Here is a 17,663-nt window from a genome sequence, read left to right as displayed (position 1 = left end):
TCTACTACAAATTTCATATTAGAGGAAATAGCAGAAGGAAAAGCATATGATGATGTGATGGTAGAGGGTAAGAAAAGAGGCTTTATTGAAGCAGATCCAGCTATGGATATAGAAGGATGGGATGCTGCAGCAAAGACAGCAGTACTTTTAAATGTATTAATGGATGCAAATATAAACCCATCTGATATAGATAGAAGGGGAATTGAAGATATAACTAAAGAACAAATAGAAGATGCAGAAAAAAGAGGAAATATAATAAAACTTATTTGCCATGGTTCTATAAAGAATGGTGAAATTATTGGGAAAGTTGAACCAAAAGAAATATCAAAGGATCATATATATGCAAATATTAAAGGTACATCATCAGTTGTAACTATAAGTACAGATTTGATGAGAGATTTGACAATAGTAGAACATGATCCAGAAATAGAACAAACAGCATATGGTGTATTTAGTGATTTGTTAAGGGTAATTAAAAATAGAATATAAATAAAAGCTGTAGCTTCATAATGAAGCTACAACTTTTATTTATAAGCAAGTATTTCTGCTCTACCAATATATTCTTTTATTTTCAATCCATATCCCCATTTTCTGGCATATTCATCTGTAACTTCATTTAAATCTATAAATATATCTTTAAATCCAGTGTTCTTTAAAATTTCTTTTATCTCTTCCAGAGATATTGCGCCTCCCACTCATGTTCCGTGGACATTTGGACTTTCCTTTATATCATTTGGTAAATCCTTTTTAAGGACTATATCTGAAAGACTCATTCTTCCACCTGATTTTAATATCCTATAAATATCCCTATAAACTTGTTTTTTATCAGTTGATAAATTGATTACACAGTTTGACATAATTAAATCCAAATAATTATCTTTTATAGGAATATATTCAATCTCACCTAATCTAAACTCGACATTCTTAAATTCCTTTTTATTAACTATGTCACGAGCTTTTTCAAGCATCTTATAATTATTATCAATTCCTATAACATGACCTGTATCTCCTACTGATTTTGCAGCTAAAAATACATCCATTCCTCTTCCTGAACCAAGATCTGCTACAAATTCACCTGGTCTAGGTTTTCCTAATTCTTTAGGATTTCCACAGCCTAAGCCTAATTGTGCTTCTTTTGGAATGTCTTTTAAATCTTCCTTACTATAGCCTAAAGATTCATTTAATTTATCTATATCACCTGTTACCTTTTTCTCATCTTCTGCTATTTCATCATAAAAATTATTAATAGATTTTCTAATATCTTTCTTATCCATAAAATCGCCTCCTGATAATAAACTACTATTTTATTATATAAGAAATGATTGATTTGAGCAATGATGGATAATATGATGGATTAAAGTTATGCTTTGAGTTAGTATGTAGTTATAAGGGTAAGTAAAATAATATAGGAGAAAAATAAATTAAATAAAGATTAAGGAAACTATTTAAAATATATTTATATGGAGGTATTTGACATGGACAAGCAATTTTTAACGATTAAAAATATTGAAAAAGCTACTCATAATGTTTTACGTTTTACTTTAAATGATGCAAAAGAGATTGAATTTGTACCTGGACAAGCTGCTGAAGTTGCTATTGATAAAGATGGATGGAGAGATAAGGGTAATCCTTTTACATTCACCTCATTACCATTTGAAGATCATTTAGAGTTTACAATTAAGATTTATCCTGACCATGAAGGTGTTACAAATGAATTATCAAAACTTAATTCAGGAGATAAATTGATTATAAAGGATATATTTGGAGCTATAAAATATAAGGGTAAAGGTACTTTTATTGCAGGTGGAGCAGGAGTTACTCCTTTTATTTCAATAATTCGTAACTTATATCAAAAGGAAGAATTATCTGGTAATAGATTAATATTTGCTAATAGCAAAGAGGAAGATATAATTAATAAAAAAGAATTCGAGTCAATATTGGGAAAAGATTTTTTAAATATTTTATCTCGTGAAGAAATAAAGCCTCATGCACATGGGCGTATTGATATTGAATATCTAAAGGAAAATATTACTTCATTGGATGATTATTTCTATATTTGTGGACCAGAACCAATGATGGATGCTGTAGAAGATTCCTTGAGAGAATTAGGAGTTAAAGAAGATCAAATTGTAAAAGAGGTATTTGCATAAGAAAAGAGACTATTATAACTGAAAAGTTATAATAGTCTCTTTTCATAAACTAAAATATTTAGTCATTAGCTTTATTTACATTTCTAAGTCTTCCTTTAATTGTGGTTGTTTGTAATTTTTCTAATACCATTTCACCCTTATTATTTAGTATTTCAACAAATGTTGATATATCTAAAATATTTATTATACCTATATCATCTTTGGTCATACCTTCAATATTACACAAGGTCCCTACAATATCTACAGCTCTCATCTTTGTTTTTCTACCGGCATTTATGTGAATTTTCATTATTTGTTCATTAAGCAGGTCACCTTTTGATTCTTTTATTTTAGCTTTAGTGTTTAGTTTTTCATCAAATTCTTTTTTTAAGCTATTTATAAGTTCATTTCCCGGAACTTTTTTTAATAATATTTCTTTTTCTATATAATCTTCAATATCTTTTAAAAGGTATTTTTCATTAGGACTGACAAAAGTAATAGCCTTGCCTGTTTTTCCTTTTCTTGCTGTCCTTCCTATCCTGTGGACATAGGATTCTTTTTCAAAAGGAATATCGAAGTTTATTATATGAGTGATACTGTCTATATCTATACCTCTAGCTGCTACATCTGTGGCAACTAAATATCTGAAGTATCCAGACTTGAAATTCTCCATTATCCTAGTTCTATCTTTTTGCTCCATACCACCGTGTATTTTATCACAAGGATAATTATATTTACCAAGTTCTGTGTGTATGTCATCAACTTGATCTCTAGTATTTGCAAATATTATGCAGCTGTCTGGATTTTCTAATATGCTTATATTTTTTAACAATTCTAATTTATCATCTTTTTTCACCAAATATTTCTCTTGCTCTATCTTATCGACAGTTATACCTCTTTCTTCTATTTCTACATATATTTGATTATTCATATATCTATCACATAGCGACTCAATATCTGTAGGTAAGGTAGCTGAAAATAGCATTGTAGTTCTGTTTTTTGGTAATTCATGTATTATGGTTTCAACTTGTTCTAAAAATCCCATATTAAGCATTTCATCAGCTTCATCTATTACTAGATATTTAATATTTGAAGTATCAAGAGTCCCTTTTTCTATATGATCAATTATTCTACCAGGCGTACCAACTACTACATGAGTTTTTTGTTTAATCTCTCTTTGCTGATTATAAAAAGATGATTTACCATAAACTGTTGCAACCTTTAATCTTTTAAATCTACCTATATTAAAAAAGTCCTCTCTAACCTGGATAGCTAATTCTCTAGTGGGAGTTATAACTAAGGCTTGTGGCTCATTATCCTCCCACTTTATATTTTCAGAAATAGGTATAGCAAAAGCTGCAGTTTTTCCACTCCCTGTTTGAGATTTTACAACTACATCTTTTCCATCTAATGCAATAGGTATTACTTTTTCTTGTACCTTGGTAGGGTTTTTATAAGTTAATAATTCAATTGCTTTTAATAATTCATCACTTAATTTATAATCTAAAAACTTTTCTTTTGTCATTTAAGCACTCCTCTTATGTATAATGATACTATTATATACTATCTATAATTTTATATCATTTTTTTCTTTTAATATTCTAAGATTATTTATTATGATAAAATATATCTAACTAAATGTTATAATACAATTAGATATATTTGAAAGGGGAGAATAAAATAATAAGGGAATTTAAAATAGCAATGCTTGGTTTTGGAAGTGCTGGTAGGGCTTTTGCAAAATTACTTATAGATAAGAATGAGGAGATATCAAATAAATATGGTTATCAAGTAAAGGTAGTAGCAATAGCAACAAAAAGTAAGGGGAGTATGGTAGATGAAGAGGGCATTAATTTAAAGTCTGCATTAAGTGATATAAAAACTTTAAATCATTTTGATAAAAAAGGAAAAGGATATTCTGGATTAAATGCAATGGAAATTGCCCAAAAGGTAAACTATGATGTGCTTATGGAACTTACGCCTCTTGAATTTTTCACAGGACAACCTGCAATAGATCACATTAAAACAGCTCTTAATAGAAAAAGACATGCTATAACTGCAAATAAAGGTCCAATTGCATGGGCATATGAAGAATTAAGAGATTTAGCTAAGGAAAAAAACAGTTTATTCTATTATGAAACAACTGTAATGGATGGAGCACCTGTATTTGACCTTGCAAGCGAAACTCTAGATTTGTGTAAGGTGACAGAGATAAATGGAATATTAAACACAACCACAAACTTTGTATTAGAAGAAATAAGAAAAGGTAAGACATATGATGATGCAATCTTAGAAAGCAAGAATAGAGGTTTTATGGAAGCAAATCCAGCTACGGATATAGAGGGCTGGGATGCTGCAGCAAAGACAGCAGTACTCCTAAATGTACTAATGGGGGCAAATATAAGTCCAAAAGAAATAGATAGAAAGGGAATAGAAGATATAGGTCTTGAACAAATAAAGGAAGCAGAGAAAAGAGGAAATGTAATAAGATTGATTTGTCATGGTTCTATAAAAAATGGTGAAGTTATTGGAAAGGTTGAGCCAAAAGAAATATCAAAAGATCATATCTATTCAAATATAAAAGGAACATCATCAGTTCTAACAATAACTACAGATTTAATGAGGGATATAACAGTAATAGAGCATGAATCAGAAATAGAGCAAACAGCATATGGTATATTTAGTGACCTTTTAAGGGTTATAAAAAACATGAAATAATTCTACTATACTCTTACACAAAAAGAACTCTTTAAAGAGTTCTTTTATTATACTGGTTTCCATTCTATGACTTCTTGAAAACTACTCACATAATTATATTTACATATATCTACTACAACTATAGCAGTGGTTTCAGCCTTTATAAAATTTTCCAAATAATTATGTTTATCTATTAGGGCCTTAGACCAAAAATCTATATCATCCTCAGCACTTAGAATTTTCACCTTTCCTATAGCTGTAAGGGCTGTTATATTGTTTATACTTTCTGGGTTCCTAGATCTATTATCTATTAATATTGATACATTTTCATTCTGCTTTAAAAAATTAAATTTCTTAGTATTAGTTGGAGTTGCAAATGCTATTTTAGACAAATCATCACTTTCTTTAAAACTTATCAAACTAGTATAACATTCATTATTTCCTTGAGTAGCAAGGACGGCAAAAGATTGGTCCCTACATAGACTTAGAAATTTCCCTATAACTTCTTTATTATGCACTGATTTTTTAACATCCACATACTTTGGCTCATCATATTTTCTTCCCATATTTACCACATCCCTATTATACTATATTACAGTATTTTTACCCTCTTGATTGGAGATATAACTTTTATTTATTATGATTATGATATAATGAAGTTAAAAACTAGGAATCATATGTTAAAAGGAGAGATTAAATGCAATTAGGAAACTTAGAAAAAGTTGAAGATCTAAGGGGGTTTGGAGAATTGATGATTCTTATCCCGCACCACGATTTAATGTCTTAGAACAGCCAAATACTTGGGCTAAAGAAGTAAAAAAAGTAGCTAGCGAAATGTCTGATACTATGGCTTTTAAATTAGATTATTGGACTAAGTTCAAGAATTATGTTTTTCAGGATAAAGAATTTTCTAGGCTATTCAATGAAAGAAAGCCATCAACAGATCATTGGTATAGTGTAGCTGCTGGGAGTTCAGTTATATATTGATAGTGAAAATACTCTATTATATTTAGAAGATAATTAGAACAGGCAGTTTATGTTATATTTGGAGTTATAAAATAAATATAAATCTAAAATATTAAATATATTAAAGAGAGAAAAGAGAGGAAAATATGAAATTATTACACGTGTTAGCACAACTACCATCAAAAACTGGTTCTGGAGTATATTATTCTAATATGATCGAAGGGTTTAAAAAATACAATCATGAACAAAAGGCCTTATTTGCATTAGAGGATTCTTATGATTGGGATATTTTAGAAAAAGAAGACCAATATCCACTTATTTTTAAAAGTAAGGCACTACCATTTCCTATAGTTGGAATGAGTGATGTGATGCCATATGAAAGCACTACATATTCATCCATGACAGAAGAAATGATCCATACTTGGATAGGGGCTTTCAAGGACAAACTATTGAATATAAAAAAGGATTATAAACCTGATATTATATTTGCCCATCATCTTTGGATTTTAACTAGTATAGTCAGGGAAATTTTTCCGGAAACTAAGATTATAGGCATATGTCATAATACTGATTTGAGACAATGTGATTTGAATCCTCAAATTAAAGAAAAATATGTAAGAAATATTAATGATTTAGATTATATATTTTCAGCCTCTGAGGAGCAAAAGCATGAAATAAAAAAAGTCTATGGGCTAGATAAGAAGAAAATGATTGCAGTTGGAGGAGGATTTAACCAAGATATTTTTTATATTCCTGACAAAAAACATAAAAGTGATAAAATTAAACTTGTGTTTTGTGGGAAAATTGATCCATCAAAGGGAATATATGAACTTGTAGAAGCATATAAAGAGCTAGATTTAGATGGTGTAAGTTTAGATATTATTGGTAATCCTGACGAAAATAATAAGAAGAAAATAGAAAATCACATCAAAAATGATACCAGTATAAGATTATACAATGTGAAAAATCAAATAGAATTAGGTGATGAGCTAAGAAAAAAGGATATATTTCTTATGCCGTCTTATTATGAGGGATTAGGACTTATGGCTATAGAAAGTTTAGCCTGTGGCTTATATGTAATATCAACAGAAATAGAAGCTCTAAAAACCCTTTTAGGCAAGGAAATAGAGGATTCAGGTATAATTAAATATGTTCCACTTCCTAGAATATATGATATTGATAAACCAGTAAAGGAAGACCTACCAAAGTTTAAGGAAGATTTAAAGGAAGCTATCTTATTTCAGGTTAACAATGTAAAAGAAAAGAAAGAATGTCATAAAAAGATGGAAGATAAAATAAAAGACTTTTCTTGGGAAGGCCTAGTTGGAAAGATGAATGATATTATTGACTCTATAATTAATAAATAAAGAGATATAATATTTATAAGGGGGTTATAATTATTATAGATGAAAAATTAGAAAATTATAAGGAAGCCTATGAAGAATTAAAGCTTATTTTGGATTTAAGCTTCGATCAATTAAAGAAAATTTAAAGAAAGTTCAAAAGGAATTAAATAAAAGGGCGGCTATATATGAGTCAAACATAGCTTCTAAAAGTAAGGAAATGAAAAGACCTCTAAATGTAGAGGTCTTTTTTACTTTATGAAGACATATGAAAGCAAGTATCCTATTACTAATCCTCCAATATGAGCTGTAATACTTATACTTGGTACAAATATTGTAAGGGCTAGATTGATTCCAAGAAGGGATAATATACTTTTTCTACCTTCAGGGGTTACCATATTTCTATGGCGATGGATAAGGTATAAAAACACACCAAAAAGACCAAATAAACTACCTGAAGCACCAGCAGAAATAATATTAAAATTAAAGAAAAAAGTAACTATATTACCTCCTATACCTGTTATTAGGAAAAATAAGAGATATTTTTTAGCACCCATGAGCCTTTCAATTTGTGGTCCAAATATGGAAAGGGCATATCCATTAAAAAATATATGCATAAAGCCTATATGAATAAAAATTGAACTTATAAATCTATAATATTGATTGTATTGTAAAATATATGGAGGGAAAAAGGCACCATACTTTACCAGATTATAATTATTTGTAGTTCCGCCATTTAAAGTCATAAATATAAAATAAATTATCATTATACTTAATAGTATAAATGTTACCTTGCTTTTATTATAAAAGTCTTTCATTCTTTCAATTAACATAGCTATCTCCTATTCCTTATATATTGAATTTCTCTAATGGTATTATCACATACTATATATTAATTATCAACACAAAGTGTAAAATAAATATAAAGACTTAGAACTATTTATCAAACAGATCTAAGTCTTTATAGGATTATTATTAATTCAGACAAACTTAACTATAAAATCCATCTTTATTATCTTCTAAGGCTTTAAGTTCCTTATCTGTAGATTTTCTTCCTAAAACATCATTCTTATAAGGATAACGCCCAAACTCTTCTAATACCTCTCTATGCATTTTTTCAAATCTCATTAATTCTTCATCGCCAATTTCTTTATAATACTTATCTGCCCAATCATGCATTTTCAAAGACTCTGAATGCATAAATGGAAGTAATATAAACTTTTTCTCTTCCTTAGATAATTCTTTATATTCTTTTTTCTTTACTGCTTCTTGAGCTAAAGCTATTGCCATTTTATCTTGAGAGTATGATTTAATATCATTTCTCCATAAATTCCTAGAGAATTGATCTAAGACTATAATTTCTGCCAGTCTTCCTCTGATATCATCTCTCCAATCTACTAAAAGTCCTTCTGAAGCTGCTTTCCAAGTATCTAAAAATTTATTGTCTATTTTTTCATCTAAATCCTTATCTTCTGCAAAATGAATAGGTACAATCTCTTCACTAAACCAAAAATCAATAACTTCTTCCCATGTTTTTATAGTCACAATATCACTCCTCTTTTCTTATCTTACATAAATATATACCCATTTAATATAATTTAACATTTGCATTTGCTTGGTATATAATTAAAGATATATAATTAAAAGTTTAATAAATGGGGAATTAATATGAAAAAAATAGAAATAATTGATTATCAAGAAATATATCATGATGATTTAAAAAAGATTTCTTATGAGTGGCTTAAGAAATATGGTTTATTAGAGCCAGAAGATGAAAAGATGCTAAATAATCCTAAAAAAATTATTTTAGATCAAGGTGGATTTATATTTTTAGCTAAATATAATGAAGAAATAGTAGGAACTGTATCACTTATGAAGGTAGATTGTTATACCTTTGAATTGGTAAAAATAGGAGTATTAGAAAAATATAGAGGATTAAATATAGGTGAAATATTAATAAGAAAAGCAATAGATATTGCAAGAGAAAATAAAATTAAAAAAATAATACTTTTTTCAAATCATATATTAAAGCATGCACTAGATTTATATAAAAGGATGGGCTTTAAAGAGGTAGAATTTCAAGATAACAAATACAAGGAATCTGACTTGAAAATGGAGATGATATTATGATTTTAAATAAAATGTACTTTAGTGCAACTGGTACAAGCAAAAAGGTTATAGATGAAATAGGAAATAGGTTATTAAAAAATATAGATATATTAAAGGGAGATACTATTGATTTTACATCTCCAAGTGTAAGAGAAAAAGCTATATCATTTTCTGAAGATGATATAGTTCTGGTAGGAATACCAGTATATGCAGGTAGGGTTCCAAATGTACTTTTAAAATATTTAAATTCTATAAAGGGTAAATCAAGCAAGGCTATACCTGTAGTTTTATATGGAAATAGAAATTATGATGATGCTTTATTAGAATTAAATGATAGATTGATTGACAATGGTTTTGATGTAATAGCTGCTGGAAGTTTCATAGGGGAGCATAGTTTTTCTTATACTTTAGCAAAAGATAGACCAGACACTAGTGATTTGTCTATTGCTAGAGATTTTGCAGATGCAATATATAGCAAAATAAAAAATAATATAGATAAAGAATTAAATATAAAAGGATCTAGACCTTATAGAAAATATTATATTCCAAAAGATAAAGAAAAAAAGCCAGTAGATATAAGAAAAGTTACCCCTAAGACTGATGAAAACTGCATAGATTGTAAAATATGTTCTGAAGTTTGCCCTATGGGTTCAATTGATTATGAGGATGTGAGTGTTTTAAACAATATATGCATCAAATGTGGAGCATGTATAAAGAAATGTCCTAAAAACTCAAAATATTTTGATGATGAAGGATACTTAAGACATAAAAGAGAACTTGAAGATGAATTTAAAAAAAGAAGAGAACCAGAACTTTTTATATAATATATAAGAGGTATGAATAATTGTATAAAAACGCCATATTGTGTAATACATACCATGACTGAAAATTCAAATAAATTAGCAAATACTGGGTATATATATAATGAAGATACCCACAAAAGGAGGGAATACAAATGAAAAAAATTAAATTTATTTTAGTATTAATTTTAATTTTTTCTTTAGTCTCATCTTCTACTATTATGGCAGTATTTGCTAAAGATTCAAAAATAATAGAGAATAAAGGATATGTAATAGCAAGTAGATTAAATGTAAGGACCCTTGGAAGTATGAGAGGTAAAATAATAACAACTATACCTAAAGGTGTAGAGGTACATGTTTTCAGAGAAGAAAGTAATTGGTATTATGTAGAGTATGCAAGAAACAAAAGAGGATGGGTATATTCTAAATATATTAATCTTAAAAAAGATGATGATCCAAAGTCGAAAGATTTAAATATAATCGAAAAGAAAGGTTATGTAACAGTATATGGACTCAATGTAAGAACTCTTGGAAGTATGAAAGGGAAGATAATAACAGTTATAAATAAAGGAGTAGAAGTCCATATATTTGGAGAAAAAAATAATTGGTATTATGTAGAATATGCAAGAAATAAAAGAGGATGGGTGTATTCTAAATACATTAACTTTAAAAAATCATCCCAAATAGACACAAGTTCTTTAAGCAATAAAAGTTACAGCTGGTATTTCATAAGAAATAATAAAAATGAGCAACCAGGTTTTGATAAAGATTATAAGGCATTATTAGATAAATATAGTGGTATTACAATAGGAAATAAAAACAAAAAAGATATATTCTTAACCTTTGATAATGGATATGAAAATGGATATACAAATCAAATATTAGATATATTGAAAAGTCAAAATGTAAAAGCAAGTTTCTTTGTACAAGGAACTTATATAGATAAAAATCCTGAAATAGTAAAAAGAATGGTAAGAGAAGGACATATTGTTTTAAATCATACTAACAACCATCCAAAAATGCCTACTTTAACTAATGACAAACTAAAATATCAAATAAATATAGTGGAAGAAAAATATAAGAATTTAACTGGAGAAGAAATGCATAAGTTTCTAAGACCTCCAAGTGGGGCATTTAGTGAAAAAACTTTAGCAGAAACAAAGAACTTAGGTTATAGAACAGTTTTTTGGTCAATGGCACATAGAGATTGGCTAGTAAATGATCAACCAGGACAAGCAGCATCTTATAAACATGTAACAGACAATATTCACAACGGAGCTGTTATACTTCTACACAGTGTATCAAAAAGTAATACACAAGCACTAGAAGAAATAATAAAAGAATTAAAAACAAGAGGATATAATTTCAAACTCTTAACTGAGTATCCTTAGATATTATTAAAGATAAAGGAGATATGGTAGATAATAATACCGTATCTCTTTTTTGTGTAGTAAATTTTTAATTAAATGTTATAATCAAATTTAAGAGTAGTAAATTAAAAAAATTAATAAGGGTAAATAAATAATAAGGAGATGATTTTTTGGAAATTTTAATTTTAAAAAAGAAAGATATAGAAGAAGTATATTCAATGAAAGATGCTATAGGCGCAAGTAAGGATGCCTTAGAGTTGTATTCAAAGGGTGAAAGTGACATTCCACTTAGAATAAACTTAAATGTTAAAAAAGAAGAGGGACAGAGTTTATATATGCCAGGATATGTGCCTGATGCTGATGCACTTGGGCTTAAACTTGTATCTGTATATCCAAATAACACTAAAAAAGGATTGGATTCAATTTCATCAACAATGGTACTTAAAAATGAAAGTACTGGAGAAGTTTCATCTATCATGGATGGTACTTATCTTACAAAACTTAGAACTGGGGCGGTATCAGGAGCTGCTACAGATTTATTAGCTAGAAAAGATGCTAGTATTTTTGCCCTTATTGGTACGGGAGGTCAAGCTAAATCTCAATTAGAAGCTATATTAAATGTTCGACCAATAAAAGAAGTAAGAGTATTTGCTAGGAATAAAGAAAAAACTGAAGATTTTATAAAACAAATGAAGAAAGAATTAGGAGATAAATTTGATTTTAATATAATAGCATGTGATAGTTCAAAAGAAGCAATAGATAATGCAGATATTATAACTTGTGTAACAACAGCAAAAGAACCAGTATTTGATGGCAAACTTGTAAAAAAAGGAGCCCATATAAATGGGGTAGGATCATATACACCTGACATGCAAGAGATTGATCCATATATAATATGTAATGCTGATAAAATATATGTTGATACCTTAGATGGAGTTATAAATGAAAGTGGAGATTTCATAAAGCCAATCAAAGAAGGTAAGTTTAAAGAAGATGATATAAATGGAGAACTTGGCGAATTGATAATGAATAAAATACCATCTAGAGAAAATGAAGATGAGATAACTTTATTTAAAACTGTTGGTAGTAGTATTTTAGATTTAGTAACAGCTAAAAAAATATATGACAAAGCAATAGAACATAATATGGGTGAGATAATAGAATTTTAAAGATATTTAAATGCAATGAATTATATAAAGATTTATAAAAACAAGGCTATATTTTATAATGTAGCCTTGTCTTTGTCTGTCATTAATTTCAATATAATATTAACATAAACTGTGAAAAGGATATTATGCTTTTTAAAAGGGTATATATATTATAAGAAAAATATATAATGAATTAGGAAGGGGAATGAAAAATGAAGAAAATTTTAGTTCCAATAGATGGTTCAGAAACCTCTAAAAAAGCATTGTTTGAAAGTAAAAGACTCGCAAAAGTTTTTAATTCAAAAGTAGTTATACTAACAGTAGTACAAGACATAGTTTTAAATCCATATATGACAGAACAATACTATAATACTCAGACCAATGAAAATTTAGTCAAAGCAGGAGAAGCTATTTTAAAAGATGCAGTTAATTTCTTTGAAGATTATAATGGAGAAGTAGAAACTCAATTAATGACAGGTAATTCAGGAAATACCATAATAAATGAAGTGGAAAATGAAAACTATGATTTAGTTATTATGGGCAGTAGAGGCCTTGGGGCATTTTCAAGATTAATGATTGGAAGTGTATCCAACAAAGTTTTAAACCATGTAAAGACAAATGTATTAATAGTTAAATAAAATAGTAATTATAATAGTTTAACAAGTCGCAGATATTTCTCTGTGACTTGTTTTTTGTATATATATGGTAAATCAAACAAATTAGGACTTTTGAACTATAAAATAAAGAATTAATATATCAAATAAAGTATTATAATGTATTAGTATGTTTAAAAAGAATATTTTAGGAGTTGATTAAAATTAAGAAAAACAAAGTTAAAAGTAAAAAAGGTTCTATTAAAGTTAGATTATTAGTAATACCTATTATTGTAATTATTCTTTCAATTTTTGCAATAGGTGCAGTATCAAGTCTTATGGTGAGGAATAGTTTGATAAGTCAAATGAAAGAAAATGGAGAATTCTTGCTTAAACAATTTAGCAGTAGAATTGAAGATAATACAAATTCTCTAGATGTAATAAATGATTCAATAGAAAATGATATAATAAATGCTTCTAAAGTTATAGAAGGTGAAGGTGATTGAATTAACCAACGAAAAAATAACTAGGCTAGCAGAAGATCTAAACATTACTGAAATAAATTATTTTGATGAAAATTCTATGATAATTTATTCTAATATAGCTGAAAATATAAACTGGCAACCAGATTCAGATCATGCTCTTTTCTCATTTGCTAGTGGCAATGAAACAGAGTTAATAGAAGATATAAGAGAAGATGCAGTAAGTGGAGATTTTGTTAAATATGGTGCAATAAAAACCTCAAATGGAAGAATGATTCAAGCAGGAATCAATGCAAATTACATAAATGATTTAACAAAAGAATTTGGATATCAAAAGCTTATAGATGATTTAGCTACAAATGAAGAAATTACATATGCATTATTTATAGACAATGATTTAAAAGCTAGCGCACATAGTAATAAAGATAGGATTGGTACAGACCTTTCAGATGACAAGGGAGCAATTTCTGCCATTAAAGACCAAGAAATTTTTTCTAATGAATATACATATGATGTAGGAAATGTACCAGTATATGACATGGTTTATCCAGTAGTTATAGATGGAGAACAATTAGGAGCTGTAAACATAGGCTTTTCTATGGAAAATGTAAAGTCAGCTATTAAAAGAAATATAACCACCATTGCTATAGGTGGACTACTTGTAATATTAATTTTAGGATTTATATTATACTACACAGCAAACTATGCTATAAAGGCTATAAATAAGTTGAAAGTACAAATGAATACTATGGCTGATGGAGACTTTACAATAGATCAAGTTAAAGATAAAAGCATTAAAAATGATGATCAAGTAGTGAAATGGACACTCAAAATATAAATATAAGTCAAGTCATGGAAAAACTTGCAGGTATATCACAAGAAAATGCTGCAAGTAGTGAAGAAGTATCAGCATCAATGGAGGAGCAAACAGCAGCTATAACTCAAATATCAGGAGCAAGTGAAGAACTATCTACTATAGCAGAAGAATTAAATGTATTAATTGAGAAATTTAAAATATAAATATTAAATAATAAAAGCCTTAAATCTAAATTTGGATTTAAGGCTTTTATTTATTTTAATTACTAATGTATTATATAGTATAATATACTCATAATGAGAAGATTATATAAGTTAGATGTCAAATATGTATAGGAGTTTAAATTTGAATAAAAATAATAAATCTAAATTGAATATGATAAGATTTATACCAATGATTATTATGTTGATTTCTTTTATATTTTTTACAATTAATTATAAAAATATATCTATTTCCGACATATTAAGTTTCACCCCAGAAAATCATCTTTTGGCGGGTGGAATTATAATACTCATCTATGCAGTAAAATCTATATCTATGTTTGTATCCCTTAGTATTTTATATGTAAGTGTAGGAATCATATTTCCGGTATATGAAGCACTTACAATAAACTTTATAGGTATAATTGTATCTATGATATTGCCATATTTTATTGGTAGATTATCCGGAAAAGGACTTTTTTATAAAGTGGCAGAAAAGTATCCTAAAATATATAAGATAAATGATATAGAAAAAGATAGTGAATGGAGATTCATATTCATCATAAAGTTTATAGGAATTATACCAAATGAAATAAGTAGTTTAACTTTTGGTATATTAAATATTAATTTTACAAGCTATATGATAGCTTCAATTTTAGCCAAAACTCCTGCTATGATAGTTACTACATTAATAGGCTCAAATATAAATGAACCAGGAAGTCTAGGTTTTATAGCATCTATTATAATGTCAATAATAATTTTAATAATAGTACTGAGGATTTATATAAAGTGTAAAGATAATTTTAAGTAAGATTTTTCGGGTATAAATATTAATAGATGTGTATAAAAAAAGGAGGTAATACTATGAATATAGCAAGAATTATAAATGAAAATGCACAAAAGTATTCACCATATAACAATGGATTAGTAAATCATTTACCTATGGGACAATTTGCACTTTATAAGCTGACTAATAATATTGAAAAGACAGAAGAATATACTAAAAATTATTTGAAGAAATCCAATATAGATAAAGTAAAAGAAGAATATAAGAAAGTAAATACTATAGAAGAATGTCTAGGCAAAAGAGATTTATATGAAGGATGCTTGGAATTAATAAGAGAGATTTCAAAAAATGAGGATATAGAAGAATTAGTATCTTTTCTATTAAACAAATATCCATTAGGTCTATCTTCAGGCCTATTTCATACTACCATAAGACTTGCTTATGCTATAGAAGGATATAAAGAAGATAGTGAAATAAAAAGTGAAGTAGAAAGAGCATTATCATACTATATAACTGCTTACAGAAAAGGTGGATTATTTAAAAGAAAAATTGAAAAAGAAAATTCCTTAGAAGAAATGTATAAATTAATGCAAGATGAAAAATTAAAAGAAATTAGAAATTCTGATATAAGTCTTGGACAAAAATTAAAGAAATTATATAATAGTGAGAAATTGCTAAGACAAGGATTTATAATAGAAGGAAGTGAAAAAGATAAGGTAGACGGCATATTAAAAGTATTGATACCAGCATTTTATAATACTAATAATATAGTTATGCTTCATTGTATAACAGGACTACAAGCAGTTGTAACTCTAAAAGAATATTTTAAAGACTATGAAATGATTTTAGATATTTTCACAACTACAGCAATAGCTCATCTTTTAACACAGGGAGATTTAGATATAAGAATTGAAGACACAAAAATAAATCAATCTTGGGAAGAAATAAAAAAATCAGCCTCAAAATCAACCAATGTTCACACACTTAAATTTGCTTATAGTGCCAATAAATTAGATAATATATTTGATGAAAAAGATTTAAAATATGCAACTTATAAGAGAATAGAGCTAGAAAAATAATTTAGTTAAGTTAAATTAAAGCCAAGAGAGGGTTATTATATGAAATATAAGAATATTTTAATAGGAGCTATTTTAATTATGGGCATTTTCATAATTACAAGTTTTTATTTTTATAATAATGACTTTAATAGTGTAGATGCTATTGAAGAAAACAAGAATGATATTGAAATAGAGGATAAAGAATATAAAAAACCATCATCTAAAGAATTAAAAGAAAAATTAAGTATTGATCAATATGATATTACACAAAATTGTGGAACAGAAGCACCATTTAGCCATGAATATAACAGTTTAAAAGATAAAGGTATATATGTAGATATAGTAACGGGAGAACCATTATTTTCATCAAAAGATAAATATGATTCAGGTAGTGGCTGGCCAAGCTTTACAAAACCTATAGACCAAAAATTCATAAAAAAAGGCCAAGGTTCAGAAAAAAGTATGATAGGTCTGGAAATTAAAAGCAAAGAAGGAGAATCCCATCTAGGACATGTATTTTCAGATGGACCAAATGACAAAGGTGGACTGAGATATTGCATAAATGGAAGTTCATTAAAGTTCATTCCATATGAAGAAATGGATGAAAAAGGATATGGTTATTTGGTAAAGATATTTGAGTAAGAGGAGTGAAATAATGCTAAAGGATCAGGTAAAAAAATACATTGACTTAGAAAATGAATATGGTGATCAAAAAAATCTATATCATTATAATTGTGCAGAAGTTATATTAAATGCTTGTAATGATTATTATAATTTGAATTTGGATAAAAGAGCTTTAAAAATGATTGCTCCATTTGGTGGAGGGATGGCAAGTGAAAAGACTTGTGGAATACTGACAGGTGGAGTAGCTGCAATAGGTGTAATGTTTACCGAGGACAAACCAAGTGAAAACTTGAAATTAAAAGAAGTAACAAAAAGATGGGTAAATGAATTTGAAAATGAATTTGGAGATACAAATTGTAATATATTAAAAGAAACAAAAAGAGATGAAATAAATGGATGTAAACCATTAATGATAAAAGGAGCAGGGATATTAGAAGATATCATAAATAAATATAGATAAAGGAGACAAATATGAGAAGAAAAGATCGCGAAATGGATAGGGAGTTTGGATTAAAAGTTATAGATAAAACGCAATATGGT

23 protein-coding genes are annotated in these 17,663 nt (G+C 27.8%); 17 read left to right on the top strand and 6 right to left on the bottom strand.

Annotation, left to right across the window (positions count from 1 at the left end):
* The coding region (locus ACTHUW_RS06710; protein ID WP_442212848.1) for a hypothetical protein at nt 1–489 on the top strand (489 nt) is incomplete at its 5' end.
* A 35-nt stretch (nt 490–524) separates the two neighbouring features.
* Here ACTHUW_RS06710 and ACTHUW_RS06705 read toward each other — a convergent pair.
* Nucleotides 525–695: a hypothetical protein gene (locus ACTHUW_RS06705; RefSeq protein WP_442198061.1), complete on the bottom strand. Its 171-nt coding sequence runs from the start codon at nt 693–695 to the stop codon at nt 525–527.
* Nucleotides 696–1,274, bottom strand: coding sequence for a methyltransferase domain-containing protein (locus tag ACTHUW_RS06700; RefSeq protein WP_442198060.1), 579 nt, complete (start codon nt 1,272–1,274; stop codon nt 696–698).
* A gap of 201 nt (nt 1,275–1,475) precedes the next feature.
* Here ACTHUW_RS06700 and ACTHUW_RS06695 point away from each other — a divergent pair, with 201 nt between their 5' ends.
* On the top strand, nt 1,476–2,150 hold the full coding sequence (locus ACTHUW_RS06695) for an FAD-binding oxidoreductase (RefSeq protein WP_442198059.1): 675 nt from the start codon (nt 1,476–1,478) through the stop codon (nt 2,148–2,150).
* Between the two features lie 58 nt (nt 2,151–2,208).
* Here ACTHUW_RS06695 and ACTHUW_RS06690 read toward each other — a convergent pair whose 3' ends face one another.
* Nucleotides 2,209–3,654 (bottom strand): DEAD/DEAH box helicase, encoded by a 1,446-nt coding sequence (locus ACTHUW_RS06690; RefSeq protein ID WP_442198058.1) that lies wholly within the window; start codon nt 3,652–3,654, stop codon nt 2,209–2,211.
* A gap of 137 nt (nt 3,655–3,791) precedes the next feature.
* On the opposite strand from ACTHUW_RS06690, the gene ACTHUW_RS06685 reads away from it, so the two are divergent.
* Nucleotides 3,792–4,847 (top strand): hypothetical protein, encoded by a 1,056-nt coding sequence (locus ACTHUW_RS06685; RefSeq protein WP_442198057.1) that lies wholly within the window; start codon nt 3,792–3,794, stop codon nt 4,845–4,847.
* Between the two features lie 47 nt (nt 4,848–4,894).
* On the opposite strand, the gene ACTHUW_RS06680 is transcribed toward ACTHUW_RS06685, so the two are convergent.
* Nucleotides 4,895–5,392, bottom strand: coding sequence for a pyridoxamine 5'-phosphate oxidase family protein (locus tag ACTHUW_RS06680; RefSeq protein ID WP_442198056.1), 498 nt, complete (start codon nt 5,390–5,392; stop codon nt 4,895–4,897).
* 268 nt (nt 5,393–5,660) lie between these two features.
* Here ACTHUW_RS06680 and ACTHUW_RS06675 point away from each other — a divergent pair, with 268 nt between their 5' ends.
* Both ACTHUW_RS06675 and ACTHUW_RS06670 read left to right on the top strand, forming a co-directional pair.
* A complete protein-coding gene (locus ACTHUW_RS06675; protein ID WP_442198055.1) occupies nt 5,661–5,813 on the top strand; it encodes a DUF4268 domain-containing protein in 153 nt (50 codons plus the stop codon).
* 125 nt (nt 5,814–5,938) lie between these two features.
* Nucleotides 5,939–7,159, top strand: coding sequence for a glycosyltransferase family 4 protein (locus ACTHUW_RS06670; protein ID WP_442199432.1), 1,221 nt, complete (start codon nt 5,939–5,941; stop codon nt 7,157–7,159).
* Nucleotides 7,160–7,386: 227 nt separating this feature from the next.
* On the opposite strand, the gene ACTHUW_RS06665 is transcribed toward ACTHUW_RS06670, so the two are convergent.
* The gene (locus ACTHUW_RS06665; protein ID WP_442199402.1) at nt 7,387–7,968 is read right to left on the bottom strand and encodes a rhomboid family intramembrane serine protease; all 582 of its coding nucleotides are present in this window, start codon (nt 7,966–7,968) and stop codon (nt 7,387–7,389) included.
* Between the two features lie 157 nt (nt 7,969–8,125).
* A complete protein-coding gene (locus ACTHUW_RS06660; RefSeq protein WP_442210336.1) occupies nt 8,126–8,680 on the bottom strand; it encodes a DUF924 family protein in 555 nt (184 codons plus the stop codon).
* A gap of 123 nt (nt 8,681–8,803) precedes the next feature.
* On the opposite strand from ACTHUW_RS06660, the gene ACTHUW_RS06655 reads away from it, so the two are divergent.
* The 12 genes from ACTHUW_RS06655 to ACTHUW_RS06600 all read left to right on the top strand — a co-directional run bounded on the left by ACTHUW_RS06655 (nt 8,804) and on the right by ACTHUW_RS06600 (nt 17,583).
* Complete coding sequence (locus ACTHUW_RS06655; protein ID WP_442210339.1) at nt 8,804–9,265, top strand: GNAT family N-acetyltransferase; 462 nt, start codon at nt 8,804–8,806, stop codon at nt 9,263–9,265.
* Nucleotides 9,262–10,068, top strand: a complete 807-nt coding sequence (locus tag ACTHUW_RS06650) for an EFR1 family ferrodoxin (RefSeq protein ID WP_442212846.1) — start codon at nt 9,262–9,264, stop codon at nt 10,066–10,068. The genes ACTHUW_RS06655 and ACTHUW_RS06650 overlap by 4 nt, the downstream gene beginning before the upstream one ends.
* A gap of 131 nt (nt 10,069–10,199) precedes the next feature.
* Nucleotides 10,200–11,435 (top strand): delta-lactam-biosynthetic de-N-acetylase, encoded by a 1,236-nt coding sequence (pdaA, locus tag ACTHUW_RS06645; protein WP_442198049.1) that lies wholly within the window; start codon nt 10,200–10,202, stop codon nt 11,433–11,435.
* 149 nt (nt 11,436–11,584) lie between these two features.
* A complete protein-coding gene (locus tag ACTHUW_RS06640) occupies nt 11,585–12,583 on the top strand; it encodes an ornithine cyclodeaminase family protein (RefSeq protein ID WP_442199397.1) in 999 nt (332 codons plus the stop codon).
* 191 nt (nt 12,584–12,774) lie between these two features.
* Nucleotides 12,775–13,200: a universal stress protein gene (locus tag ACTHUW_RS06635; protein ID WP_442198784.1), complete on the top strand. Its 426-nt coding sequence runs from the start codon at nt 12,775–12,777 to the stop codon at nt 13,198–13,200.
* A gap of 170 nt (nt 13,201–13,370) precedes the next feature.
* Nucleotides 13,371–13,661, top strand: coding sequence for a hypothetical protein (locus ACTHUW_RS06630; RefSeq protein WP_442210344.1), 291 nt, complete (start codon nt 13,371–13,373; stop codon nt 13,659–13,661).
* Nucleotides 13,654–14,475 (top strand): hypothetical protein, encoded by an 822-nt coding sequence (locus ACTHUW_RS06625; protein ID WP_442210347.1) that lies wholly within the window; start codon nt 13,654–13,656, stop codon nt 14,473–14,475. The genes ACTHUW_RS06630 and ACTHUW_RS06625 overlap by 8 nt, the downstream gene beginning before the upstream one ends.
* A complete protein-coding gene (locus ACTHUW_RS06620; protein ID WP_442198782.1) occupies nt 14,457–14,657 on the top strand; it encodes a hypothetical protein in 201 nt (66 codons plus the stop codon). The genes ACTHUW_RS06625 and ACTHUW_RS06620 overlap by 19 nt, the downstream gene beginning before the upstream one ends.
* Before the next feature lie 142 nt (nt 14,658–14,799).
* The gene (locus ACTHUW_RS06615) at nt 14,800–15,465 is read left to right on the top strand and encodes a TVP38/TMEM64 family protein (RefSeq protein WP_442210348.1); all 666 of its coding nucleotides are present in this window, start codon (nt 14,800–14,802) and stop codon (nt 15,463–15,465) included.
* Nucleotides 15,466–15,518: 53 nt separating this feature from the next.
* Nucleotides 15,519–16,520, top strand: a complete 1,002-nt coding sequence (locus tag ACTHUW_RS06610; RefSeq protein ID WP_442210350.1) for a questin oxidase family protein — start codon at nt 15,519–15,521, stop codon at nt 16,518–16,520.
* A gap of 168 nt (nt 16,521–16,688) precedes the next feature.
* Nucleotides 16,689–17,141 carry a peptide-methionine (R)-S-oxide reductase MsrB gene (msrB, locus tag ACTHUW_RS06605; RefSeq protein ID WP_442210369.1) on the top strand — a complete coding sequence of 151 codons (453 nt, stop codon included), beginning with the start codon at nt 16,689–16,691 and terminating at the stop codon, nt 17,139–17,141.
* A 13-nt stretch (nt 17,142–17,154) separates the two neighbouring features.
* Nucleotides 17,155–17,583: a C-GCAxxG-C-C family protein gene (locus ACTHUW_RS06600; protein ID WP_442199393.1), complete on the top strand. Its 429-nt coding sequence runs from the start codon at nt 17,155–17,157 to the stop codon at nt 17,581–17,583.
* Nucleotides 17,584–17,663: the final 80 nt, after the last annotated feature.

Origin of the sequence: Senegalia sp. (in: firmicutes) (genome assembly GCF_052088025.1) — a bacterium.
Classification (GTDB): Bacteria; Bacillota; Clostridia; order Tissierellales; family SIT17; genus Anaeromonas.
Note: the sequence above shows the minus strand (reverse complement) of the source record. Positions and strands in the feature narration are given on the sequence as shown.

What these genes read in the sequence shown, in the direction of transcription:
- ACTHUW_RS06700 (WP_442198060.1), bottom strand. Translation starts at nt 1,274, where the DNA reads ATGGATAAGAAAGATATTAGAAAATCTATTAATAATTTTTATGATGAA.
- ACTHUW_RS06695 (WP_442198059.1), top strand. Translation starts at nt 1,476, where the DNA reads ATGGACAAGCAATTTTTAACGATTAAAAATATTGAAAAAGCTACTCAT.
- ACTHUW_RS06690 (WP_442198058.1), bottom strand. Translation starts at nt 3,654, where the DNA reads ATGACAAAAGAAAAGTTTTTAGATTATAAATTAAGTGATGAATTATTA.
- ACTHUW_RS06680 (WP_442198056.1), bottom strand. Translation starts at nt 5,392, where the DNA reads ATGGGAAGAAAATATGATGAGCCAAAGTATGTGGATGTTAAAAAATCA.
- ACTHUW_RS06675 (WP_442198055.1), top strand. Translation starts at nt 5,661, where the DNA reads ATGTCTGATACTATGGCTTTTAAATTAGATTATTGGACTAAGTTCAAG.
- ACTHUW_RS06670 (WP_442199432.1), top strand. Translation starts at nt 5,939, where the DNA reads ATGAAATTATTACACGTGTTAGCACAACTACCATCAAAAACTGGTTCT.
- ACTHUW_RS06665 (WP_442199402.1), bottom strand. Translation starts at nt 7,968, where the DNA reads ATGTTAATTGAAAGAATGAAAGACTTTTATAATAAAAGCAAGGTAACA.
- ACTHUW_RS06655 (WP_442210339.1), top strand. Translation starts at nt 8,804, where the DNA reads ATGAAAAAAATAGAAATAATTGATTATCAAGAAATATATCATGATGAT.
- ACTHUW_RS06650 (WP_442212846.1), top strand. Translation starts at nt 9,262, where the DNA reads ATGATTTTAAATAAAATGTACTTTAGTGCAACTGGTACAAGCAAAAAG.
- pdaA (WP_442198049.1), top strand. Translation starts at nt 10,200, where the DNA reads ATGAAAAAAATTAAATTTATTTTAGTATTAATTTTAATTTTTTCTTTA.
- ACTHUW_RS06635 (WP_442198784.1), top strand. Translation starts at nt 12,775, where the DNA reads ATGAAGAAAATTTTAGTTCCAATAGATGGTTCAGAAACCTCTAAAAAA.
- ACTHUW_RS06620 (WP_442198782.1), top strand. Translation starts at nt 14,457, where the DNA reads ATGGACACTCAAAATATAAATATAAGTCAAGTCATGGAAAAACTTGCA.
- ACTHUW_RS06610 (WP_442210350.1), top strand. Translation starts at nt 15,519, where the DNA reads ATGAATATAGCAAGAATTATAAATGAAAATGCACAAAAGTATTCACCA.
- ACTHUW_RS06600 (WP_442199393.1), top strand. Translation starts at nt 17,155, where the DNA reads ATGCTAAAGGATCAGGTAAAAAAATACATTGACTTAGAAAATGAATAT.